This is a genomic window from Bacillus sp. 2205SS5-2, assembly GCF_037024155.1.
Taxonomy (GTDB): domain Bacteria; phylum Bacillota; class Bacilli; order Bacillales; family Bacillaceae_K; genus Bacillus_CI.
This window is the reverse complement of record NZ_JAYKTS010000010.1, coordinates 52,163-75,064: the sequence shown is the minus strand read 5'-3', so window position 1 is coordinate 75,064 and position 22,902 is coordinate 52,163. Positions and strand designations below refer to the sequence as shown.

General features: G+C 40.3%; 21 protein-coding genes and 1 riboswitch. Of the genes, 3 read left to right on the top strand and 18 right to left on the bottom strand.

The features are described 5' to 3' along the window. The first annotated feature begins 623 nt into the window (after positions 1-623). From U8D43_RS08950 to U8D43_RS08940, 3 genes are read left to right on the top strand one after another with little or no spacing between them, the layout of a single operon-like run. The gene (locus U8D43_RS08950) at positions 624-1,913 is read left to right on the top strand and encodes a glycosyltransferase family 2 protein (RefSeq protein ID WP_335870847.1); all 1,290 of its coding nucleotides are present in this window, start codon (positions 624-626) and stop codon (positions 1,911-1,913) included. Continuing rightward, a complete protein-coding gene (locus tag U8D43_RS08945; RefSeq protein ID WP_335870846.1) occupies positions 1,910-2,404 on the top strand; it encodes a glycosyl-4,4'-diaponeurosporenoate acyltransferase CrtO family protein in 495 nt (164 codons plus the stop codon). Before U8D43_RS08950 ends, U8D43_RS08945 begins: the two co-directional genes overlap by 4 nt. Positions 2,405-2,455: 51 nt before the next feature. Then, entirely contained in the window at positions 2,456-2,956 is a 501-nt protein-coding gene (locus tag U8D43_RS08940; protein WP_335870845.1) for a BsuPI-related putative proteinase inhibitor, read from the top strand. Positions 2,957-3,371: 415 nt separating this feature from the next. Here U8D43_RS08940 and U8D43_RS08935 read toward each other — a convergent pair whose 3' ends face one another. The 18 genes from U8D43_RS08935 to U8D43_RS08850 all read right to left on the bottom strand — a co-directional run bounded on the left by U8D43_RS08935 (position 3,372) and on the right by U8D43_RS08850 (position 22,764). Then, positions 3,372-3,671 (bottom strand): MarC family protein, encoded by a 300-nt coding sequence (locus U8D43_RS08935; protein ID WP_335870844.1) that lies wholly within the window; start codon positions 3,669-3,671, stop codon positions 3,372-3,374. A gap of 15 nt (positions 3,672-3,686) precedes the next feature. Beyond that, positions 3,687-4,118, bottom strand: a complete 432-nt coding sequence (locus U8D43_RS08930) for a GNAT family N-acetyltransferase (RefSeq protein WP_335870843.1) — start codon at positions 4,116-4,118, stop codon at positions 3,687-3,689. Between the two features lie 330 nt (positions 4,119-4,448). Next, the gene (locus U8D43_RS08925) at positions 4,449-5,321 is read right to left on the bottom strand and encodes a CvfB family protein (protein ID WP_335870842.1); all 873 of its coding nucleotides are present in this window, start codon (positions 5,319-5,321) and stop codon (positions 4,449-4,451) included. A 980-nt stretch (positions 5,322-6,301) separates the two neighbouring features. Further along, positions 6,302-6,883: a cob(I)yrinic acid a,c-diamide adenosyltransferase gene (locus U8D43_RS08920; protein ID WP_335870841.1), complete on the bottom strand. Its 582-nt coding sequence runs from the start codon at positions 6,881-6,883 to the stop codon at positions 6,302-6,304. Next, the gene (locus tag U8D43_RS08915) at positions 6,880-8,355 is read right to left on the bottom strand and encodes an adenosylcobinamide amidohydrolase (protein WP_335870840.1); all 1,476 of its coding nucleotides are present in this window, start codon (positions 8,353-8,355) and stop codon (positions 6,880-6,882) included. The genes U8D43_RS08920 and U8D43_RS08915 overlap by 4 nt, the downstream gene beginning before the upstream one ends. Next, complete coding sequence (locus U8D43_RS08910; protein WP_335870839.1) at positions 8,352-9,416, bottom strand: FecCD family ABC transporter permease; 1,065 nt, start codon at positions 9,414-9,416, stop codon at positions 8,352-8,354. The genes U8D43_RS08915 and U8D43_RS08910 overlap by 4 nt, the downstream gene beginning before the upstream one ends. Next, on the bottom strand, positions 9,379-10,341 hold the full coding sequence (locus U8D43_RS08905; protein ID WP_335870838.1) for an ABC transporter substrate-binding protein: 963 nt from the start codon (positions 10,339-10,341) through the stop codon (positions 9,379-9,381). The genes U8D43_RS08910 and U8D43_RS08905 overlap by 38 nt, the downstream gene beginning before the upstream one ends. Positions 10,342-10,659: 318 nt before the next feature. Continuing rightward, a riboswitch (cobalamin riboswitch) is annotated at positions 10,660-10,846 on the bottom strand. A 249-nt stretch (positions 10,847-11,095) separates the two neighbouring features. Further along, positions 11,096-12,658, bottom strand: a complete 1,563-nt coding sequence (locus U8D43_RS08900; protein WP_335870837.1) for a fatty acid--CoA ligase — start codon at positions 12,656-12,658, stop codon at positions 11,096-11,098. A 14-nt stretch (positions 12,659-12,672) separates the two neighbouring features. Continuing rightward, positions 12,673-14,286: a long-chain fatty acid--CoA ligase gene (locus U8D43_RS08895; protein WP_335870836.1), complete on the bottom strand. Its 1,614-nt coding sequence runs from the start codon at positions 14,284-14,286 to the stop codon at positions 12,673-12,675. Then, positions 14,283-15,365: a CaiB/BaiF CoA transferase family protein gene (locus U8D43_RS08890; RefSeq protein WP_335870890.1), complete on the bottom strand. Its 1,083-nt coding sequence runs from the start codon at positions 15,363-15,365 to the stop codon at positions 14,283-14,285. Before U8D43_RS08890 ends, U8D43_RS08895 begins: the two co-directional genes overlap by 4 nt. Then, positions 15,365-16,168 carry an SDR family NAD(P)-dependent oxidoreductase gene (locus U8D43_RS08885; RefSeq protein WP_335870835.1) on the bottom strand — a complete coding sequence of 268 codons (804 nt, stop codon included), beginning with the start codon at positions 16,166-16,168 and terminating at the stop codon, positions 15,365-15,367. Before U8D43_RS08885 ends, U8D43_RS08890 begins: the two co-directional genes overlap by 1 nt. Then, positions 16,165-16,551 (bottom strand): MaoC/PaaZ C-terminal domain-containing protein, encoded by a 387-nt coding sequence (locus tag U8D43_RS08880; protein WP_335870834.1) that lies wholly within the window; start codon positions 16,549-16,551, stop codon positions 16,165-16,167. The genes U8D43_RS08885 and U8D43_RS08880 overlap by 4 nt, the downstream gene beginning before the upstream one ends. 11 nt (positions 16,552-16,562) lie before the next feature. Beyond that, a complete protein-coding gene (locus tag U8D43_RS08875) occupies positions 16,563-17,000 on the bottom strand; it encodes an FAS1-like dehydratase domain-containing protein (protein ID WP_335870833.1) in 438 nt (145 codons plus the stop codon). 17 nt (positions 17,001-17,017) lie between these two features. After that, positions 17,018-18,163 carry an acyl-CoA dehydrogenase family protein gene (locus U8D43_RS08870; protein ID WP_335870832.1) on the bottom strand — a complete coding sequence of 382 codons (1,146 nt, stop codon included), beginning with the start codon at positions 18,161-18,163 and terminating at the stop codon, positions 17,018-17,020. A gap of 19 nt (positions 18,164-18,182) precedes the next feature. Continuing rightward, a complete protein-coding gene (locus U8D43_RS08865) occupies positions 18,183-19,367 on the bottom strand; it encodes an acetyl-CoA acetyltransferase (RefSeq protein ID WP_335870831.1) in 1,185 nt (394 codons plus the stop codon). Next, positions 19,357-20,775 carry an OB-fold domain-containing protein gene (locus U8D43_RS08860; protein ID WP_335870830.1) on the bottom strand — a complete coding sequence of 473 codons (1,419 nt, stop codon included), beginning with the start codon at positions 20,773-20,775 and terminating at the stop codon, positions 19,357-19,359. Before U8D43_RS08860 ends, U8D43_RS08865 begins: the two co-directional genes overlap by 11 nt. 13 nt (positions 20,776-20,788) lie before the next feature. Beyond that, positions 20,789-22,318 (bottom strand): long-chain-fatty-acid--CoA ligase, encoded by a 1,530-nt coding sequence (locus U8D43_RS08855; protein ID WP_335870829.1) that lies wholly within the window; start codon positions 22,316-22,318, stop codon positions 20,789-20,791. Then, a complete protein-coding gene (locus U8D43_RS08850) occupies positions 22,318-22,764 on the bottom strand; it encodes a MaoC/PaaZ C-terminal domain-containing protein (protein ID WP_335870828.1) in 447 nt (148 codons plus the stop codon). The genes U8D43_RS08855 and U8D43_RS08850 overlap by 1 nt, the downstream gene beginning before the upstream one ends. Between the last annotated feature and the right edge of the window lie 138 nt (positions 22,765-22,902).

Here is a 22,902-nt window from a genome sequence, read left to right as displayed (position 1 = left end):
TAAAAGATATTATAGAACTTTGCTTCAGTGCAGCTTTTTGTCTAATTATTATGGGTTTAACAATAAGCGGAGTCCATCTGAAATAGAATGAATAGCTTTAATGTAAACGAATAGATCCGACAAAAAGTTTCTATTTTCCAACTCTCTATTGATTTTTTACGACTAGGCATTCTAATTAACACACTATTAGGAGAGTAGCTCATTCACCTTATCTTAAATTGGAAGTCCTTTTTAATTGGCTTTTATCGTATAAGTTGTGGCTACTTCATCTCATTTTGGACTACATCTCCCATTTCACCGTTGATTTCCATCAAAATCAGACGGATCTAGCTACATACTTTGCGAAAACAACCTTTTAATATCAGCTCGGATTTAAAGATCTTCCCCTTGTAAGAGGACATGACCCACGCTTTTTACTTAAATTGAGAGGCATCACCACTTCGCATTAATCGAGTATCGAATTATTGGTTAATGGGTAAGATGGAGCTGTAGCAAAGGCTCATTGTTTGAAAATAGGAATTTTTAGCCCTCGATAAATATTTGCCTTATTCAAATCCATCCGTCTTATACCAAAGGTAGAAATAGCTTTTTTCATGGAAGATGGTGACCGTGGAGTTGCCGTCATGAAGGTTATCGTAAGTAGTGTTACTACTGATTGTAATAATATTATTATTGCTCCTATTCGATATAGATTTCGTCCAATAATTAGAAATAGTCTACAGAAACCATCCTTAATCAATGGTTATAAACGAGCACAAAGAAACAATAAAAAGAATCGAAAACAGCCCTATCAAAAGAAAGAAGTGAAATGCATGCTTAGTGGAATACTTTTTATAGTGATTCATAAACTATTATTTTGGCGAATTCCTACCTTTGACTTATCCGCAAAAGAAGGGACTCAAAACCAAACAAAAAAGATATCTATAATCATTCCTGCTAGAAATGAAGAAGACAATCTCAAATCGCTACTTACTTCTCTTAAGAAGCAAGCTTTTCGACCAAAAGAGATCATCGTTGTTAATGATGATTCAACGGATCGAACGAAAGAAGTCGCCTTAGCACTTGGAGCGACAGTCATTGATGCCCCTCCATTGCCTCCGAATTGGATGGGGAAATCTTGGGCATGTTGGATTGGAGCACAAAAAACTAAAGGAGAATGGTTGCTGTTTTTAGATGCTGATACGACGTTTGAAAAGAACGGCTTATGCAAGATTGCTTCTTTATTCAGTTCCAAGAAAAGTGTCGTATTTTCAATTCACCCCTTTCACATGATGAAATCCTCTATTGAAAGGTTGTCGTCATTCTTTCATTTAGTTATTTTTGCTGCTACCGGACACACCCATCCATTTTCTAATACCCAAGCTTTTGGGGGGTTTGGGCAGTGCTTATTATGTGAAAAAGATTCTTATTTTCAGTTAGGTGGACATAAATCGATATCTGGAGAAATAGTTGAAAATCTAGCCTTGCTAAACGCATTTAAGCAGCAGGGGAAAATCATCGAGGCGTATAGCGGAAAAGATGTACTGAATATGAGAATGTATTCTGCATCCCTCCCAAGTGTATTTTTTGGATGGGCAAAAAGCTTCGCTACAGGAGCCAAAAACATACAACCTATACTTCTTATCATAATACTGATTTGGATTGGAAGTCTCTATACATTTGTATCGAATTTACTTTCAGACCCAATAACCGAATCAGTTTGGCTTCTCTATGCATGGATCACGCTTGTTTTATTTAGGACATTAAGAAAAATCGGTCATTTCTCCCTTCTATCTACTTTTTTATTTCCAGTCAACCTAGGATTCTTCCTGGTTACATTTTTCTATTCACTAGTTACTACTTATTTATTAAAGCGATCAATGTGGAAAGGAAGAAATGTTGTGATTTCGGATAAAGGAGAAAAAATGAAATGAAGATTAGTCTCCTAATCGCAGGAAGTTGGCTGTTTATCCACCTTCTAGCTTCCTGGCTTTCATCCAAATTTTCTAAAAAGGCAATTGAGACTTTCTCGATAATTTTTGAACCTCTTTCGTGGGAGAAAAATGATGCCTTCTATCGAAAATGGAAAATCAATCGATGGCAAAAAAGATTGCCGGATGCCAGAAATCTTTTTTTCACACATATTTCAGGAAAAAAATTCCATAGAAATCAGGTATTATTCGAACAGCTCATTCTAGAAACGAAACGCAGCGAGTTAGCTCATTGGCTACAAATTCTACCTTCCCCATTCTTCTTTTTGTTCGGAGACTGGAGACTCGGATTTTTGATGGTTGTTTATGCTTGTGTATTTAATTTTCCTTTTATTCTGATTCAACGATATAATCGAGTTAGGTTAACATCTTTAGTGCGTAGACCGGCAATTCAGTTTGCTAAATCACTGTCAACCTCAAATCAACTTCGTTAAAGATGTAACCTATTTTCTCTTTTTTCGTCTATATAGATGGAGGTGCTCTCTATGAAAAAAATATTAGTATGCTTATCATTGAGCCTGATTCTTGCAGCATGTGGGTCTGTTGATTCTACAAGTGAAAATAATTCCAATAACCAAAAACCACAAGGAGAGGAAGAAATGAATGAAAAAACGCCCGAATCAAGCAAAGAGCCTGCTGGCATTATCGCAGGTGAGGTAGTCCCTACACTTACGGAAACATCAGAAAATGGCACTACTACCTTTCAATTCATGCTTAAAAACCAGACTGAAAAAAAGGTAGTTCTTCACTTTAGTAGTGGACAACTATATGATTACGAACTTCGAAATGAACAAGGGGAAATCCTGCTGAAATACTCAGAAGGAAAAATGTTTACACAAGCTCTTGAAGAAGTGACTCTTGAACCTGGAGAAGAATGGACCATCCCTCTCTCCTTTAAGTTAAAATCAGGTTCTTATACTTTTACTTTTTGGATGAAAGCAAAAGAGAATAATTATAAACAAAAAGTTTCTTTTACAGTTAAATAATCACCGAACATCCATCACGCAGATATTGTGGCATGATGGTTGTTCTTTTTCTATGGCTCTTTTCGTATACATTGTGACTATTTCATCTGATTTTTGACTAAATCCTCCATTTCACTGTTGATTTTCATTAAAAATAGATGGATCCAGCTTCAGTGGCTTGCGGCTCGGGGTCAAATGAAAAACCCTCCAGCGATGCAGGCATCACTTCCGAGTTCTTCATTTGCCTGACGCCGCAGGGCAGCCACTTCCGCTTTTCGTAAATGATGCCCGAAATAAAGCTATATCATAGATAATAAATTGATACGAAAAGCCACAACCTTTGCGAAAACAGCCAGTTAAATATAAACTACAAGGAGACTTCTATTGAGTCTTACTATCTAATATCTCTCACCATCCTTGTGATTCTTCACTCTTATCAGTTAAGCATCAATATATCACGAATAATTGGCTTAATCCCGTTCACCATAAATTCGATGGCAATAACCATAACAATTAACCCCATTAACCTCATCAAAACGTTATTTCCAGTTTCGCCTAAAAACCGATACAGTTTGCTTGAATTTCTCAAAATAAGATACACAAGTAAACTTACCAGCCCGATCGCCCCAATCAAAACGACTTGTTGACTAAATGAAGAAGTTTCTTCCATTAGAACAATGGCGTTGGTAAAAAACGACGTAAAATAGAAAAGCATAAGTTCAAAAGATATACTCATAGTTTTTCCCTATCCTTAAAGTGGTTTTCGAAACACGTAGCTTGCTTTCATGTATTTTCCTTTCTCTTGGTAAAATCGGTGGGCATCTCTTCGTTGAATCCCTGTAGATAATACAATATTTTCACAGCCGCGCTGCTTCCCCCAACTTTCAACGGAACATAATAGCTCTTCACCGTATCCTTTCGATCGATAATATAAAGAAGTCACCAAATCATACACATATACATGTTTCCCGTCATAATAATTAGTTAAGATCACGACTCCTGCTAGGGCGACGGGTTCTTGATTAGCCAATAGCACCATCATACAATATCCTTGATCAATTAATTCTTTTGTCATTGTATAGAAACGATTTTCATTAATGGCCGGTCGTAACTCTTGAAGAAGTGGGAGAAATGGAAGCATTTCTTCTACCTTATTCAGTTTTAAAACGTGATTTGTTTGCATTTAATTACCTCTCTTTCCATTTTCATGCTCCAAATATTCTACAAGAAATTCTTTATTAATAGTGTGAATATTTTTAGGTTTGGCTATTTTTCGCGAAAATTATCACATTTCGCAAAAGGGAGTAAGTCGACAGGTAGGAGAATTGACTGTATATTTCGTAACATTCTTTTTCAAATCAATTAAAGATAAAACACAAGATTGTCATCCATTTTTTTCTATATCACAAAGGTTGCGATAAAAGCCTTAGACAAAAAGAGCTATTCTTGGTTAAGAATAGCTCTCTTTGTTAATTATTCCGTATCAAACCACCTAAGTAAGATGGGATAAGACTTATTTCCGTTCTGAATAATACGTCCATCCATCTTCTTGATAGACACGTCCATCTTTCATGAGGTTGCTTAATCCCCGTTTAAAGGCCCCTTTACTCATGTTAAACTTCTCTAGGATGATATCAGGCTGAGTTTTATCCCAATATGGCATAGCGCCGCCTCTTGTTTCCATATACTCATAAATTTTCTCCGCGTCCGCGCTCATCTGGTCTTGTTTGAATGGCAAGAAAGAAAGATTAATCGTTCCATTTTCTTTTACATCCACTACGCGTCCTTCCACCAATTCTCCTAATCGTGGTTCAGTGATACGTTGGGATTCGTGAACAAAACAGCGATAACCCTCTTCTGACAGAACATACGTACCAACTCTTAACAATCGATAGACTCTGCCCTTCAGTTGCTTATTGTATAGTTTTCCTTCTGCTTTTGTCGCGATTTCTTCAATAATATTTTCAGTCGCTAATTTTCCGTACAAGCGACCATTCCCATCTGTTTCTAACGTAATATATAATCGATCACCTTTTGCAGGCCATATTTCCACGAACCTCGGCAGATCATCTGCTGAAATGAGTACATCTTTTGGCAACCCAAGTGATACAAACACACCTAACTCAGGGTGCACGTCGACAACCTCCACCCATCCGTAAGTCCCTTGTACAATCTCAGGGATTTTCATAGTGGCAGTTAGTCTACCTTGTTTATCTTGATATAAAAAGACTTCCACATCATCTCCAATATGAACATCTCCTACAACCTCTCTGTGATGTAGCAGAATTCCGTCTCCATCATAATCTGTATCGGTTAAGAAAAAGCCAAACGGAGCTTCACGATCAACCACAAACATCTCTACCGTTCCTGCTTGAAAATCGTACATATGTAACACGTCCTCTCAAAATAGTGAAATTTCCATCAGTCTAGGGTTCATCTTCACCCGTTAACAATCTCTTGAACCATTCATCTTCCGACTAGCTTCATCTCCCTCGTCATTCGATCACAATTGCACCTTCACGATTAATCAAGGAATATGAGTTAGTCCTAATTGAATACATTCATTCATTTTCACCGCATTTTAACATATCATGTTTTACGCAGTTTGTATAGGTGCATTCCTTCTATAATAAGTGCAATTCACTTTAATCTAGACAAGAAAAAATTCTTTAATTTCCTACTTTCTTACTTGGTCAAATGCTCATTCGTATGGCTCTTTTCGCAATGATTTTGGCTTTTCGAATATTAAAAATACCATTGGCTTGTATGAAATCGTGCACCTTTCCTAATGAAAAATTCTTTATTTCTAGATGAGAAGTAGGAATTCAATAAAAAAGCCATACTGCCTATAATTCTTTGTGCCAAGAGCAACTAAGTATACGAAATGCTCCAAACCTTACAAAACAGTCTTTTCAAAAAAAAATCTAGTGAAATCTTCACTAGATTTTTAATCGTACTCATCCGACTTCAACTTTATGAACATTAATATATCCAGAATTAGAATTTTCTAAACCCTCTTTAATTACATATTGTTAAATGTTCTCATTTGATCTTCATTCACTTTTAATCAAGCTGTTTTCGCAAAGTTTGTGGCTTTTCGAATCAGTTGATCACCTATGATAAAGCTTTGTTTCGGGCTTATTTACGAAAAGCGAAAGTGGCTGCCCAGGGACGGCAGGCATCTGGCAGAACACGAAGTAAAGCCTGCTTCACGCAGTGGGCTGACAAATGCCCGAGTCCCTAGCCACTGCAGCTAGACACGTCTGTTTTTAATGGAATTCAACAGTGAAATGGAAGATTTAATCAAAAATACGATGAAATAGCCACAATGTATACAAAAAGCCTTTAATGATTATAATTCAGCTATCACTCGCTATCAGAATCTGTCGAGTTAAATACATCTTTACTTCGGATATACTCCACATCCTTAACACCTGTACGAAAATTAACTACTCTTGCTGCGGCAAAGAAAAAATCCGATAAACGATTTAAATACTGCAATGCAAGCGGTGAGGTGGATGCATCCAATTTAGACAATTGAACGACAAGTCTTTCTCCTCGACGAGTCACAGTCCGAGCGATATGTAAGCTTGCTGACGCTTCATTTCCACCGGGAAGGACAAATCGTTGGAGTGGCGGGCATTCATCGGTGTACTCATCAATTCTAGATTCTAGGTAGTTCAGTTGATTTTCGCTGAATACGGTTGGGCGATTGGTGTTAAGTGTAGCCAATTCTCCGCCAAGGTCAAATAATTCATGTTGAATCTTTTCTAGATCTTTTTGTATATCACGAACTGCCTTTTCTTTAAGTTGTGCACGTGCTTGTCCGACAAAAGAATTGATTTCATCCACGGTTCCATAGGCTTCCACTCGTAAATCATCCTTGTAAACACGTCCGCCGATGACACTTGTTTTCCCTTTGTCTCCACCTTTTGTATAGAGTTTCATTTGTCTCCTCCTTTGGTATTAAAAGCAGTATTTTTTTGAATCGCTTCAATAGTGCATTCATAAACCTTTCTTCCAATCATACTTCCTAATTCAGTAGCACTTCCAGCATAAGCTGAAAATTTTCCTTGTTGTGTGGCAGCTACTAAAATGCTATCTGTCGGTGTACCTGTCGCAAGAGTAGATGTCCGCTTGTCTTTAATGCTTAAATCAAAAAATGCTTTCGACTTTGCCTCGGTTGCGGTCATAATACTCTGCAAAAACGCTTCTTGCGATAAAGAGCCATTAATGAAAATCATCGTATTTATCGTCCCAGGTGCAGCGGAATCAATTACATCGGAATTAGACGCATCTCGAGCATGGCCAATTCCCGCTGTCACAACAATAAGGAGTGAAAAACCATGCTCAACATACTCTTTTATCGAAACCGAACTCATTTCCACCGCAGTCATCATCCCTACCGTTTCTTCAACGATAAATCCTTCTTTCATTATATACTGTTTCATCTCGTCAATTGGTTCATCATGCTCATAATCGAGAGAGACCTTTCGATTCATAAACGTTTTATACCAACCCATCCCGGCTCCTATGACAGCAGAAGAGAGAACCTTTAGCGGTATGGGGCTTTGCAAAAGGATATACTTGTTCTGCACCGAAATCATTTCAGAGTGAAGGACAACCACACTTTCTTGCTGACGCACACTTGGTGAAATCAACACTTGTGGTTTCGCTACATGAGGATGTATCGTCTTTTCAATATTAGTTTTGTATACATCAAAAATCGTTCTCTCCGTTATGACATTATTAGGAGAGTCAACTTGCCGAATTTCTCCTTTATCAAGTAGAAGGAGTTGATCGCAGTATAAACTAGCTAAATTCAAATCGTGAAAAATTGATACGATGGTTAAATCTCGTTCAACAGTCCATGCCCTTAAGGTATCTAGAAGGTCTTTTTGAAAAGATAAATCCAAATGATTCGTTGGTTCATCCAATAACAAAATTTCCGGTTCTTGAGCTAGTGCTTGTGCTAAAAAAACGCGTTGCTTTTCACCACCAGAAAGCTCTTCCAAACGCGCTTTTTCATAGTGTTTAATTCCCGTCAAACCCAACACTGTTTGAACGATCCTCTCGTCTCTATCACTCCAAGACGTAAACAAACCACGTTGATGCGCATACCTCCCTAAAGAGACCGTCTCTTTGACACTATAGGATAAAGAGACCGTTGTCATTTGAGGCAAAACCGCTGTCGTTTTTGCTAGTTCTTTTGCTGAATAGTCCTGAAGATCTTTTCCTGAAATAAGAATAGAACCCGATTGGATGGGGAGTAAGCCGGTTATCATTTTTAATAGTGTCGTCTTCCCACTTCCATTTGGTCCTAATATTCCATATAACTCTCCCTTATTAACCGAAAACGAGACTTTTTTTATCACATTTTCCGAAGCATATCCACCACTAACATTACGCACTTCTATCATGATGAACCACTACTTTCATGTTTTTGTTTCATTAAAACAAGACCAAACACCGGTGCACCAATGATGGCCGTAATCACTCCAATTGGTAGTTCCGTTGGAGAAATAATGGTTCTTGACACGACATCTGCCAAAATAAGAAATCCTCCACCGAATAGCATCGACAAAATGAGCAATTGACGATGTCTTGGACCCCAAATCTGACGAACAAAATGAGGAATAACCAATCCAACAAAGCCGATTGTGCCTGATACGGAAACTGCGGCTCCAGTTAAAATAGAACCACCAAGTAAAATCATTAATTTCTTTCGGTGAACATTCACTCCTAAATATTGAGCTTTTTCTTCCCCAAAACTTAGAACGTCCAGCTCATTTGCTTGAATCCAAAGAAGGATACTTCCGAATAAAAAGAAGGGAAGTAGAATCCACACATATTGCCACCCTCTCATTGCCACGCTTCCTAATAACCAGCCAATAATTTGTCGAAGTTCATCATTTGTCAGCGCAATCATCAAGGAAAGTAAAGCACCTAAAAAGGAACTCACGATGATTCCTGTTAAAATAATCGTCTCTACTTTCATACTAATGTCAATTTTCTTAGTAAAAAATAACACGAAAAAAATCGTCAGTGAGGATGCAAAAATACTCATAAATGGTAAGGTGAATAGTCCCAAAATTGGCAGTGATAGATGAAAAAAGAGCGTCACAACCGCACCTACCGAGGCACCCGAAGAAACCCCTAATGTATAGGGGTCCGCCAAGGGATTTCGTAATAGCCCTTGAAAAGCGGCTCCTGCAATAGCAAGAGACGCCCCTACAAGTCCAGCTAATACTACACGAGGTAAGCGTATAGCAGACACAATATACAAAAACTGTTCCTCTATTTGAAAAGAAAGGAACGGTGCTACTTTCATCAAAACTAATTGAAGTATGACTGTGAACGGAACCGAAACAGTACCAATAGAAACACCTAATAGGATAGAAACAATTAAAAATACAACCGCAAAACTATACGTTAAGAATGAATTAGTTCGTAAATACCTCTGGATAAACCGCTTTGGCAACTCCCTCTACTCCTTGTATTAATCTAGGACCTGGACGTGTAACTAGATCTGAATGGATATCAAAAATCTCTTCTTTCTCCACTGCAGTTACCCCAATCCATCCTTCTCTGGCTAATACTTGACCAATTGGATCCTCTGAATAATAGCCATAAGTGGTAATAATGACATCTGGATTTAATGCAACGATGGCTTCCTCTGTCATTTGTGGCCAGCCTTCTTGCTCTCCAACTGCATTCTTAGCTGAAATCAACTCTAATATTTCATGAAGAAAGGTATTTTGTCCAGCAGTATAAATTTCTGGTGCAGGAGATATTTCAAAAAAGACCGTCTTTTTCTTATCTTCTGATATAGAATCCGCTTTTTCTTTAATCGTCAAAAGCGCTGATTTCATCTCTTCAACTTCTTGATTTGCTTCCTCAACTTGACCAGTAGCTTGACCGATAAGCTTAACCGAAGCATACAGATCTTCAAAACTATCAGCCTGATCAACAACAACAACTGCTACCCCTGCATCTTGAATTTGCTTGAGTCCTGCTTGTGCCATCGAATAGCTTGATTCATGTGCTAAAACAAGATCTGGATTTAAAGAGATGATTTTCTCGACATTAAATTCCATTCCCCCGATTTTTTCAAGCTCAAACACTTCTTCAGGGTAGTTATCAAAATCCGTCACCGCAATCACTTCCTCAGATAATCCGAGTTCAAATAATATTTCTGTATTACTCGGAATTAAGGACACAATTTTCGTTGGTCTCTCCTCAATGGTTACTTCTTGTCCAGCACTATCAGTTAAGGTAACTGGAAAAGTTGTAGTTACTAATTTTGTTTCGGATGTAGTCTCTTTCGGCTTGGTTTCAGCATCGCCACATCCACTTAACCCTAGTGATAAAATTAAAAATAAACTTATCATATAAATTCTTTTCATTTTTACTCCCCCTATTGTCTAAAATAAAAAGGCTATTTCCGCAAAGAGTGTGGCTTTTCGAATAGGGATAAACCCCTTGAAATGTATGACTTCATGCTCCTTTCCTAGCGAGAAATTTTAGATTTCTACATTACTGGGAAGAAATAACTCGAAAAAACCTTACTACCTGTTCTTTCTTTGTGATAGGAGCAACAAACTTTACGAAAAGAGCCAAAAAAACATCTTCCCAATAGAAGATGCGGTGTGTGTAAAAAGGCAAACGCTATCATTTTTTTTGACAACACGGCCTTAATACACCATCCTATCCTCGTAGGTTTTTTGGGTGCAGAGAATTAGGCAGGTCTCCTGGCTTCATGGTCATCGTTTGCTGTACCTTCCCGTGCAAGAATCTACACAGTGGATATTACAACTCACTCCCATTTACAGTGGCGGGACCGCGTTGGCTTTTCACCAACTTCCCTATTATGATAATAACCGTATTATCACCTAATCCCAACGTATTTAGTTTTTGTTTCCGCCATTAGTCATTATACACTAGTTTTTTCTCAGATTGGGACTAAATATTTTGAATTATTCTCACTTTAAAGTAATCAAATAAAACAGGCACCTTAAAAAGGTACCTGTTTCACTTACTGTTATTAGTTACTCCGAATCCTTCATATTAATTTAATAACCATGCAGAGTGTGAGAATACATACAATCTTTATGGCTGCACTACATTCAGGAAATATAGTCCACTTCGGCTACATTCCGATTAAACCTGTTGCTCTTTTTCAATGAACGTTTCTCGAATCAAGAATTTTTGAATTTTCCCACTCGCATTTCGAGGCAATTCATCGACAAATACATACTCTCTTGGGCGTTTATAATCTGCTAACAGATCACCATTTTTCAAGTATGCATCAAGATCAGCGTTTGTAAGTGCTTCGTTCTTAGCTACGATGATGGCTGTGACTTGTTCTCCCCACTTCTCATGTGGTTTCCCGAGTACAGCAACATCTAACACCTCTTCATGGGCATGAAGCGCATCTTCTACTTCTCGCGGATAAACATTCTCTCCCCCTGAGATGATCATATCGTCCACTCGATCGGCAACATATAAAAACCCTTCTTCATCCATGTAGCCTAAATCACTCGAATGATACCACCCTTTATATAACGCTTTTTCAGTAGCATCATCCCGATTGAAATAACCCATCATGGTGCAAGAACCACGAATAATGATTTCGCCCACTTCTCCTGGTGCACAGAGATCATCAGGCTCAGACGGCCCACCCTCATTCGGTTTCACGACGCGAATTTCATGATTATACGCCGCCCGTCCGGCAGAACCTGTTTTCGTAAGTTGTTCATCTTGAAGCAAGAAAGTAACCGCGGGTCCCATTTCCGTTTGACCATATGCTTGGATTAACCCTATGCCTAACTTTTCATCAATGGCTTTCACAAGTACTGGAGGCATTGGTGCTGCTCCGTAAAGACCGATTCTTAATGATGAGGTATTGAATTGATCTAAATCATATTGAAGTAGCATATTCCACATCGTCGGAGCGGCAAAGAAGGTAGTAATTTGTTCTGAATTAATCACACCCAGCACACGTTCTGGATGGAATTGATGCAGAATGACGTTTTTCGCCCCTGCTTGAACACGCGGTAAGAAGCAACAATGTAGTTCCGCACAATGAAACATTGGCGCAGTGACCAAACCGATATCATTTGAGGAAATACCTAAGACCGCATTACAGATTAAACTTTGTTCAGCCATATCTCGGTGGCGATGGAAGACTCCTTTCGGTCGCCCCGTTGTTCCACTCGTATACATAATGGCATAGGGATCATTTTCGTTGACCTCACATTCATCCCACTCAGCTGTACAGGCATTAACTGTTGTATCATAATTTTTAGCGAACTCAGGCTTTTTATCGCCTGTATACCAAAAAATAATAGAAGAGAAATCATCAGCAAGGCTTTCAATAGGACCAGAAAGAGCTTCTTCAAATAAAACTACCTTCGGCTGGCAATCTTGAAGAATGTACTTAACTTCCTGTGCTTTCAAGCGGAAATTTATGGGATTTAAGACCGCTCCTACTTTGCCACAAGCAAAGAAAATCGTTGCAAGTTCTAACGTATTAAATAGAAAAGTGGAAACCCGGTCCCCCTTTTTCACTCCTGCAGCCTTTAGCGCGTTGGCTGCTCGGTGAACTTCCTGTTGCCATTGTCCATACGTCCACCGTGTACCTGTTTTTTCTTCTATGATTGCCTCTTTATTTCGGAATTTACTAACTGTCTGATCAAATATAGAGCCGGTTGTTGCGTACATTCAATCTCCTCCTTTTATTCTGAAATAAGTTCTTGGCTTAATTGGTCTCGTAGAGCACGCTTCAAAAACTTCCCAACTGAGGTTTTCGGAATCTCATTTAGAAAAATAATATCATCGGGTAACCACCATTTTGCAAATTGAGTAGAGAGGTAGGATAAGAGTTCGTCTTTGATCGACTCTTCGTACCCCTCTTGCAGCACAACACATGCCAGTGGTCGCTCTTGCCATTTTTTATGTGGTACAGCAATCACCGCTGCTTCAAATACGGCGTCATGAGTCATTAGGGCATTTTCCAAATCAACCGACGATATCCATTCTCCGCCACTTTTGATCAAATCCTTCGTTCGATCAGTAATTTTGATATAACCGTCCTTGCTTCTCGTCGCGATATCACCGGTATATAGCCAACCGTCTTTAAAAGTTTCTTTGCTCCGTTCATCCCGGTAATATTCATGTGCCACCCATGGACCACGAACGATAAGTTCTCCCATCGTTTTTCCGTCCCAAGGAACCTCACCATTTTCATTAATAATTTTCACATCTAGACCAGGTATCACCATGCCCTGCAGTGCTCTTGTATTTACACGTTCTTCCATAGAAAGGGTATCCATATTACTCGTTAATGTTGAAAGGGAGACGATCGGACTTGTTTCAGTCATGCCATAACCTTGGATAAACGGAATGTGGTACTTTTCTTCAAAGGCCCTGATAATATTTTTCGGAGCGGCAGATCCACCGCATACGACCGCTCGTAAACTACTAATGTCGTAATTTTCTTTTTCTAACAAATTCACAAAAGCAAGCCAAATCGTTGGCACGCCAGCCGTAATTGTCACTCCCGCATCTTGAATTAAAGAGGCTATCACATCAGGAGTCATATTTGGACCTGGCAACACTAGACTCGTGCCAAACCAGACTGCAGCAAATGGTAACCCCCATGCATTTGCATGAAACATGGGTACAATCGGCATACATACATCTCGCTCAGACAAGGCAATCGTATCTGCTAAGCCTGTGGCCATAGCGTGAAGAACGATGCCTCTATGGGTATAAACGACTCCCTTTGGATTACCAGTTGTAGCCGAGGTGTAGCACATACCAGCGGGTGTGTTCTCATCCAAATCTTCCCTAAGTGGAAAATCTTCGTCTGCTTCTTTTAATAACTCTTCATAGGAGTAGACGGATGGTAATGTTGTCTGAGGAAGGGTGTCATTGTCCGTCATAATGATATACTTTTCAACCGTTTTCAACTCATGTTGAACTTGTTCGATAAGAGGAACTAAATCCTCATCTATTAATAATATTTTATCTTCAGCGTGATTAATCACATAGGCAATATGTTCAGGTGATAAGCGAATATTCACCATATGAAGAACGGCTCCGGTACACGGGACACCGAAATACGCTTCCAAATGACGATGATGATTCCAGGCAAAGGTAGCTACTTTGTCGCCTTCTCTCATCCCAAGCTTTGTCAGTGCACTTGCTAATCGTCTTGTACGCTTTGCATATTCTCGATACGTAAAGCGGTGGATACCACTGAGGGTTCTTGAAACCATTTCCTTATGTGAAAAATAATTTTCTGCTCGATTCAATAAACTCGTTAATGTTAAAGGAGTATTCATCATTCTTCATCACGCTCCACTTTTTTTATTCCTACTAGACTAGCCGTATGCTCACCTGGAGTAGGAGCAGATGTTCTCGGTGTAGTACCTGAAGTAAAGATGGTTACTTTATCATTAGTGTATTTGACTAAACCACGAGATTTTCCGTACGGATTCTTCAATACCTCTTCGATTTCTAATACAGGAAACAAACAGCAATCATACTTTTCGCCTATGTCGCTCCATTCATCCATCGTCTTTGTTAAAAAATGGGCTTTGATTTCTTTGTAGGGTTCATTGTCATTTTGCGCCTCGGCAAAGGCAATTGACTTCCAATCTTGTTTTCCGACGGCCTCACAAAAATTCGCCCAAAAATGAGGTTCTAGGGCCGCAAGAGACACGAACCGTTGATCTTTCGTTGGGTATATGTGATAGCAAAGAACACTCCCGTCTAAATAGGGTGGGCCATAACCGTTGTTTTGTATCGTTTGATAGGATGCATGGGCTGTGAGCATGGTGATCAAAGTGTCGTTTAAAGCCACATCTAAATAGCTTCCTTTTCCTGTTCGCTCTCGCTGAAGTAGAGCGGCCAACACTTTTTCGCTTGTTGCTAACCCACCTGCAAAATCAACCGTTGTAAACGTTGGATGTATAGGTCTACCTTCCCTGTCTTTATGTTGAGATAAGAGACCAGATAAGGCTTGATAGTTCAAATCATGGCTGCCTAATTCAGCCCATTTTCCTTTCTGTCCAAAGCCAGATAACGAACAATAAATGATGTCGCTTTTTATTTTCTTAACATTTTCATAATCCAAGCGTAGTCGTTTCATCACTCCTGGTCTAAAGCTTTCAATAATCACATCTACGGAGGAAAGTAATTCATAAAGGGCGAGAATATTAGCCGACTTTTTTAAATCCATCCTAATAGATTGTTTATTCCGATTATTGGCTTGATAAACAAGACCTCCGGCGAGATGTTGAGCTGGATCTCCGTTTGGTGGCTCAATTTTGATAATTTCTGCACCTAAATCAGCAAGCCGTAAAGTCGCGTAAGGGCCAGGTAAATAGTTGGTAAAATCAAGTACCCGGATGCCTTCTAACATCACGTATACCAGCCCCCATTGATATGTAACACTTGTCCATTCGTATAATTAGATAAAGGAGATGCCAAATAATAGATACCAGCAGCGGCTTCCTCTGCTGTTCCAGCTCGTTGTTGCGGGATAGACTGTTCAAACATTTTTTTCACTTTCTCTGGGATACCAACCGCGACCCCATTCACCGTTTCTCCCTTTTCTTTCGATTGTGTTAAGCGAGTATCGATCAATCCAAATGCAACAGCATTGCAATTCACATTAAAAGGACCCCATTCTCTTGCCACTGTTTTCGTTAAACCAATCAGACCTGCTTTGGCTGCTGAGTAATTGGCTTGACCTACATTTCCCATCACACCAGCAACCGATGATACATTCACAATTTTCCGGTAGTTGACTTCACCGTTTGCAATCTCCTTTTTAGCCGCTTCTCTCATATAGGGAGCAACAGCCCTAGTTAACTTAAACGGAGCAATGAGATGGATGTCAAGCATAGCTTGAAATTGTTCATCGGACATTTTATGAATCAAGCTATCCCATGTATAGCCAGCATTATTAACGAGAATATCAATCCCACCATACTCTGTAGCGGCTTTTTCCATAATCGACTCTGAAAAACCAGCTTCTGTTACATCACCGGCAAACCCTACCGCCGAACCACCCAATTCTTTAATTTCCTTCACCACGGCTTCGGTCGGTGCCTCATCCTTATCGGATACCACTATTTTCACTCCTGCTTCGGCCATTTTTAATGCGACGGCTCGGCCAACTCCTCTGCCTGAACCTGTTATGATGGCAACTTGATTATTCATCTTTTTATTTCCTCCTTTAATACATGAAACGTACCGGACAATTTTATTTCATCTTTTTCATTTAAGACATTGACTTCCCCTATTCGGATTGATTCCGTTTCTTCTTGAATGTATCCCTCAACAGTTAATTCTTCACCTGGAAAGGTCATCTTTTGAAATCGAACCGAAAATTTTCGGAGTTGCTGAGGAGAAAACCAAAAAGTTAGTGCCTCACCTGCTATTCCCATCACCAGCATTCCGTGTGCAATTACATCGGGCAATCCTGCTTGCTTTGCCACTGGATTCACCGTATGAATCGGATTGAAGTCACCTGAAGCTCCCGCGTAGCGAACAATTTGACTATGGGTCACTGCTTTTTTTTTCAATGGTGCTAATGCCGACATTTTGTTTCCTCCTAACGTTCAATTACGACCGATGTGGCGACTAGTACTATTTCTTCCTCGTCGTTGAAATAGTTGGTTTGTAGAGTAAAAAGTTTCATACCACTCTTTGCTCTTTGGTCAATCACTTCCATAACTGCAGTTATTGAATCTCCCGCACAAATGGTCGAATGATATTCATAGCTTTGTTCTCCGTGCAATACTCGTAGGGGATTCACTTCAAGGAGCGAAATCAGTGCTTCAAAGCTTAAGCCACCCCACATATCAATTACGGTAGAAAAGGTTGGAGGTACCGGGATGTCACGGTACCCTTTTTCTTTTGCAAGATCAACATCTGTATAGAGAGGATTCCGATCACCTATTGCGTGCACAAATTCAAGAATTTTCCCCCGCTCAATAGTAAACCTAAACGGCTTCGTCACGATTCCTACTTTATTTTTCACAGTAGCCACTTTATATCACCTCCAGTCTATAGCCCAATATTTTTGGCAATAATCGTTTTCATAATTTCATTTGTTCCTGCGTAAATTGCCGAAACAGGAATATCACGGAATCGTCTAGAAATCTTGTATTCTTCCATATACCCATAGCCTCCGTGAAGCTGCAGGCAACGTTGTGACACTTTTTTGGCCATATCCGTGAGCCAGTATTTGGCCATTGAGACTTTCGTCACAATATCTTCCCCAGCAATATGCTCCGCAATAAGGGAATCTAAAAAGGTCCGTCCTATTTCAATTTCTGTTTTCATTTCCACCATTTCAAATTGGATGTGTTGAAATTTCGAAATACTTTGCCCAAATGCTTCGCGTTCTTTTATATAATTCATGGTCATCTCGAACATATCCTCAGCAGCTACCTGTGCCGAAATCCCAACGAGTAGCCTCTCTTGTTGAAGTTTGTCCATTAAATAAAGAAAACCTTTTCCTTCTTGTCCAAGGAGATTTTCCTTTGGCACACGGCAATCTTCAAAAAATAATTCAGCTGTATCCTGACAATGTAAGCCCACTTTATTCAGCTTTCTCCCACGTGAAAACCCAGGTGTATTCCGCTCAACCACTAGCAAACTAACCCCTTTATAGGCTGGGCTTGCGTTGGGGTCCGTCTTACAGGCGACTAAAATTAAATCCGAATGTATCCCGTTCGTAATAAACGTTTTTGAACCATTCACGATATAATGATTGCCATCTGAAATCGCAGTGGTTTTTATATTCGCTAAGTCTGATCCCGCCCCTGGCTCAGTCATGGCAATCGCGGTAATAGTTTCCCCGGTTACACAAGAAGGGAGCCATCGTGCTTTTTGTTCTGAAGTTCCAAAAGACTCTAAATAAGGGACGACAATATCATTGTGTAATCCTACGCCTACCAAACCGGAACCCACCCGTTCTAATTCCTCATTAATAATGACGGAGTAGGCCCAATCGGTCTCTAATCCCCCGTATTCTTCCGGGAGATTCGGACATAGATAGCCTTGTTTCGCTAATTTCTCCCAAAAAGATCGAGGAACCATTCGATCTTCTTCCCACTGCTCAAAATACGGAGCCGCTTCTTTCACCAAAAATTTTCGTAAAGATTTTCGAAATTCCTCATGCTCTTCTGTTAAATAGAGATGCTTCATGCTAATCTAGCTCCTTTTTCTATGAAAGTTCTTTTCCTAAAATGGAGATAAATGATACACACTGCCATGGATATCCGCCTAAGTTATGCGTTAAGCCAATTTTTGGATCATGTAGCTGTCGTTTTTCGGCCTTACCTTGAAACTGAAGATACATTTCGTACATCATACGCAGCCCGCTTGCTCCTATCGGGTGACCGAAAGATTTCAGACCACCATCTGGATTAACCGGTATATCACCTGATAAATCAAACCGACCACTCATCACATCTTTCCAGCCCTCTCCTCGTTCACTAAAACCTAAATCTTCATAGATTACGAGCTCTGTCGGCGTGAAACAATCATGAACCTCTGCCATCGAGATCTCTTTACGAGGATTCTTGATACCGGCTTGTTTATAGGCATCTTCTGCTGCTTTTACGTTTTCACGAATGGTTGTAAAATCAAAATCCTGTGTGAGCATGCCTTCACCGGGACCAGCGGCAATGCTTAAGGCTTTTACATACATCGGATCGCTTCGGTAGTTTTTACTATCTTCAGAGCGAACAATTACAGCAGCAGCTGCACCGTCTGCAACACCAGAACAATCGAACACGCCGAGGGGAGCTGCAACCAACGGTGATTTGATGATGGTTTCCATCGGTATTTCTTTTTGATACTGCGCTTTTTTATTAAGTGCGCCATTGGCATGATTTTTCCAAGCAATTCTGGCTAGCACTTCTTTCCCTTGTTTATCGTCTAACCCAAAGCGATGGAAATAGGCTGGTGCTAACAGTGAAAACGCAGCTGGCGCGGTGATATTTGGAGCGGTTCCATCACCTGGAGAAGAATTCATTACTAAGCCGCTATAGCCAGAATCCTTCAGCTTTTCAACACCGACCACTAAGGCTACATCATACGCACCTGATGCAACTGCATAGGCTGCATTTCTAAACGCTTCTGAACCCGTTGCACACATATTTTCTACACGGGTTACAGGGATATATTGGCTTTTTAATGCACCCGATAAGGTTGTTCCCGCATAACCAGAATCCATCGTGCCAATCCAAGCCGCTTCTACATCCTTCATTTCAATCCCTGCATCATGCAAAGCTTCATAAGCAGCATCAATAATTAAATCATCTGTGCTCTTGTCCCAATGTTCAGCAAATTTAGTGCACCCCATCCCTACTACCGACACCTTATCGTGTATTCCTTTACGACTCATGATGAGCTCCTCTCTTTGGAACGACTTTCCAAAAATAATTATGAATGCCCCCAGCTTCATACAACTTTCTGAAGCTGAATTGTACCTCTGTCCCTATGGATAACTCCTCCGGTTGACAATCTGTAACTTGGGCAAGCATTCGACTGCCACCCTCGATATCAACCACTGCAAAAATACTTGGCGGGGAAACGGAACTGGCTAAATAATCAACCGTGTACGTCGCTACTTTCGCTGATTTTCCTTGAAGCGAGAAGGTGTCCATCTCATCCTTCGCAGAGCACTTAACGCACACTCGTTGACGCGGGAAATATGGTTGCCCACACTGAGTGCAAATTGATCCGGTGAGCCCTAGGTTTTGTTCCTGATTTCTCTTTAATGCAGGAGCAGAAGGAGTAGGATCACTTGGACGTCTTCCTTCATCGATCCCGATAAGTTCATGCCAGCGTAAATACTGTCCGTACGACACTTTATTTTCAGCGATGATTGGAAGCCCTTCTGACCGATAAGTCGACAGATGTTCTGTGGTTCTCAGTAAGGCACCATCACAGCCATCTCCAACTTGTAGCCAAAGGATTTGTTGGTTCGGTTTACTTATTGCAAGTGCTTTTGAGACCATAAAAGGTCCATTTGCTGTTCCAAGATGTCCAATCGAATTATCCTTCATTGTCACTAACTTCTCTTTGTCGATACGAAGGGCTTTTGCTAGATTTAGGGAAAGTTTTTGACTTGCTCCAGCAAGAATGACATAGTCGACCTTATCTAATGTGGAGGCTGCCTTAGTTAACACCTTAATAGCACATTCTTGGACCGATTCAGAAGCTGAGGTCGCGATAAAACGATCCTCCCATTGTCGGACAAATACATCTTCTCCTGTTCGCCATTGACTGATTTCCTCACTACCAACATGGGTAGATGCGACCAATTCAGCGAGAACATCTTCACCTTCTCCGAGTAGGAATGAAACCGCTCCAGCCCCCATTTCTGCTTCTAAGGGACTGTTAGGCTTTACAAGTCTTCGATCCGCCATGCTCACTAATACCCGTTCTTGTTGAGACGTGACCGAGTCAAGACCGGTGAAAAAGGCATTAGTCGAGGCTCGTAGACTATTGCCAAAATCGATCGTCTTGGTTGAAGAAGGCAATTGTAAAGCTTTTGACATGGTGACACTGCCTAGCTTCTCTTGGTACGGAGACGATGTCGAAGCAAAGTATATGCTTTGTGGTGGCTTGTTTTCCCATTGCTTTGTGAGTGGTAGTGAGGCATTGACCGCCATTGTTAGACTATCCTCATCATAGTGAGCTACACTTTTGGAACCCCTACCGGTGAGTCCTCCGTGAAAGGAAGTGATTTCCTCATTGTCCAGTCGGTGATGCGGAACATAGACTTCGTATGCTAAAATTCCTTTCATGATATTCCTCCTTTTATTTCTGCGGTTGTTTCCCTAATTTTTCGCGTAATTGATATTTAAGAATTTTTCCAGATGCGTTCCGTGGCAGTTCTTCGACAATAAAGAGTTTTCTTGGTATTTTGTAACCTGCTAATGACTGACGACAAAATGTCTGAAACTCTTCCTCGTCGATCGTTTCACCAGGCTTTGGCACAATGACGGCTGCGACCATTTCTCCCCACACCTCGTCCGGAATCCCAATGGTGGATGCTTCAAGCACTTGTGGATGTTCATACATAATTTCTTCCACTTCAATTGAATACACGTTTTCACCACCGGAGATAATCATGTCTTTCTTCCGGTCAACAATCGTAATAAAGCCCTCTTCGTCAATCTGAGCCAAATCTCCAGTATGAAGCCAGCCTCCTTCAAAAGCTTTTTGTGTCTCTTTCGGTTTTTTATAATATTCCTTCATCATCGTTTCCCCGCGGAGTACCAGTTCCCCTACGCCACCAACTTTGACATCATTCATACTTTCATCTACTACTCTTGCTTCGGTGAAAAAGAACGCTTTCCCTCCACTACCAAGCTTTGTTTTATGATCCTCAGGCATTAAAATTATGCCCCCTGGTCCACCTTCTGTAAGACCACAAAGATTGTAAAATTGCTTAGTCTGAAATAAACTCATGCTTTGTTTCACAAGTTCAGGTGCCATCGGAGCTGCTCCGTACGCACAACGCGATATTGAAGAAAGATCGTATTTTTCTTTCATTGGCACTTGTAAAAGATGCGTATACATCGCTGGTACCCCGAAGAAAAACGTCACTTTTTCTTTTTCAATCGTTTCTAACGTTTTAACTGGATGGAAATCACGATGAATCACATGGGTAGCACCTAAAAAAAAGCCCGTGATCATAAATAAATTTAACTGAGCAGAATGAAATAGCGGCGCAATATGTAAAAAGCGATCTTGTGGGTTTAATCCAAGTCCTGCCAACATGATAATCCCTACGTTCATGATTCGTTTATGGTCGAGTAGCACCCCTTTTGGTCGTCCCGTTGTCCCAGAAGTGTATAGAATTTCTAAGTCATCATCATCACTTACTTCTACACCTGGTTCTGTAAGGTTCGCCGACTTTATTTCCCTAAGTGTTTTATGGTGTGAATAAGAAGAAGGTGAAGGACAAATTACCTCACGCACAAGAGATAATCCTTTTCTAGCGTCTTCGACCGTTTCAGCCAGATCGTCGTCACAAATGACTATAGAAGAATCGGATTGTTGAAGGATGTATCGTACTTCTTTGCTTACTAGTCGGAAATTGATAGGGACCAAAACAGCGCCAACCTTAGCGGCAGCATAAAAGCAGATAGCATAATCATCAGAATTCTTCATCATCAGGGCAATTTTATCGCCTTTCTTAACGTTTTGTAGAAGTAATCCGTTAGCCAAAGCATTAACCATTTCATTAAAATCTTGGTAGGTATAGCGTTTTTCTCCATAAATAAGGGCCTCTTTGTTCGGATGTCGTCTCGCGTTCATTGACATTGTACTTCCAATATTCATCATTCTTCCTCCTTTAATTGAATATCTCTCACTAAAACTTTTACAAGGGCAGAACAGACTTCTTGGTTCTCCGCGTTTTCAATCGTCATTTGCAAAGAGAGTAAACCTTTATTTCTAGATAGGGGGTTTTTTGATTTCACTGTGATAACTCCGGCAATTACATCATTTGGTCGAACCGGTTTTTTCCATTGAATGAGTTCAGCCCCGGTTCCTCCCAGACAATCGGTCCCAAGAATATTCATCTTGATAAACTTCGCCCAAATGATTGACATCGTATGAAACCCCGAAGCAATAATTCCTTTAAAAGGTCCATGTGCAGCCTCTACCTCATTTAGATGAAAATACTGAGGATCAAACTGAGAAGCAAAATGGAGTATTTCTTCCTTTGTGATTAGAGACGGTTCTGTTTGAAAGCGTTGTCCTTCAAAAAACTGTGAAAATATCAATTTCCCCCTCCTATCAATTAACCTTCACTCCTATACATGCAAGAAGTGTGCCAACAAAGAATAGAGCACAACCCCATCCCAGCATAAAATGAAGACTGACATGAGTCCCCTTTGCCTAATGACAAGGATTGACTTATG

What these genes read in the sequence shown, in the direction of transcription:
- U8D43_RS08950 (WP_335870847.1), top strand. Translation starts at nt 624, where the DNA reads ATGAAGGTTATCGTAAGTAGTGTTACTACTGATTGTAATAATATTATT.
- U8D43_RS08945 (WP_335870846.1), top strand. Translation starts at nt 1,910, where the DNA reads ATGAAGATTAGTCTCCTAATCGCAGGAAGTTGGCTGTTTATCCACCTT.
- U8D43_RS08940 (WP_335870845.1), top strand. Translation starts at nt 2,456, where the DNA reads ATGAAAAAAATATTAGTATGCTTATCATTGAGCCTGATTCTTGCAGCA.
- U8D43_RS08935 (WP_335870844.1), bottom strand. Translation starts at nt 3,671, where the DNA reads ATGAGTATATCTTTTGAACTTATGCTTTTCTATTTTACGTCGTTTTTT.
- U8D43_RS08930 (WP_335870843.1), bottom strand. Translation starts at nt 4,118, where the DNA reads ATGCAAACAAATCACGTTTTAAAACTGAATAAGGTAGAAGAAATGCTT.
- U8D43_RS08925 (WP_335870842.1), bottom strand. Translation starts at nt 5,321, where the DNA reads ATGTACGATTTTCAAGCAGGAACGGTAGAGATGTTTGTGGTTGATCGT.
- U8D43_RS08920 (WP_335870841.1), bottom strand. Translation starts at nt 6,883, where the DNA reads ATGAAACTCTATACAAAAGGTGGAGACAAAGGGAAAACAAGTGTCATC.
- U8D43_RS08915 (WP_335870840.1), bottom strand. Translation starts at nt 8,355, where the DNA reads ATGATAGAAGTGCGTAATGTTAGTGGTGGATATGCTTCGGAAAATGTG.
- U8D43_RS08905 (WP_335870838.1), bottom strand. Translation starts at nt 10,341, where the DNA reads ATGAAAAGAATTTATATGATAAGTTTATTTTTAATTTTATCACTAGGG.
- U8D43_RS08900 (WP_335870837.1), bottom strand. Translation starts at nt 12,658, where the DNA reads ATGTACGCAACAACCGGCTCTATATTTGATCAGACAGTTAGTAAATTC.
- U8D43_RS08895 (WP_335870836.1), bottom strand. Translation starts at nt 14,286, where the DNA reads ATGATGAATACTCCTTTAACATTAACGAGTTTATTGAATCGAGCAGAA.
- U8D43_RS08890 (WP_335870890.1), bottom strand. Translation starts at nt 15,365, where the DNA reads ATGTTAGAAGGCATCCGGGTACTTGATTTTACCAACTATTTACCTGGC.
- U8D43_RS08885 (WP_335870835.1), bottom strand. Translation starts at nt 16,168, where the DNA reads ATGAATAATCAAGTTGCCATCATAACAGGTTCAGGCAGAGGAGTTGGC.
- U8D43_RS08880 (WP_335870834.1), bottom strand. Translation starts at nt 16,551, where the DNA reads ATGTCGGCATTAGCACCATTGAAAAAAAAAGCAGTGACCCATAGTCAA.
- U8D43_RS08870 (WP_335870832.1), bottom strand. Translation starts at nt 18,163, where the DNA reads ATGAAGCATCTCTATTTAACAGAAGAGCATGAGGAATTTCGAAAATCT.
- U8D43_RS08865 (WP_335870831.1), bottom strand. Translation starts at nt 19,367, where the DNA reads ATGAGTCGTAAAGGAATACACGATAAGGTGTCGGTAGTAGGGATGGGG.
- U8D43_RS08860 (WP_335870830.1), bottom strand. Translation starts at nt 20,775, where the DNA reads ATGAAAGGAATTTTAGCATACGAAGTCTATGTTCCGCATCACCGACTG.
- U8D43_RS08855 (WP_335870829.1), bottom strand. Translation starts at nt 22,318, where the DNA reads ATGAATATTGGAAGTACAATGTCAATGAACGCGAGACGACATCCGAAC.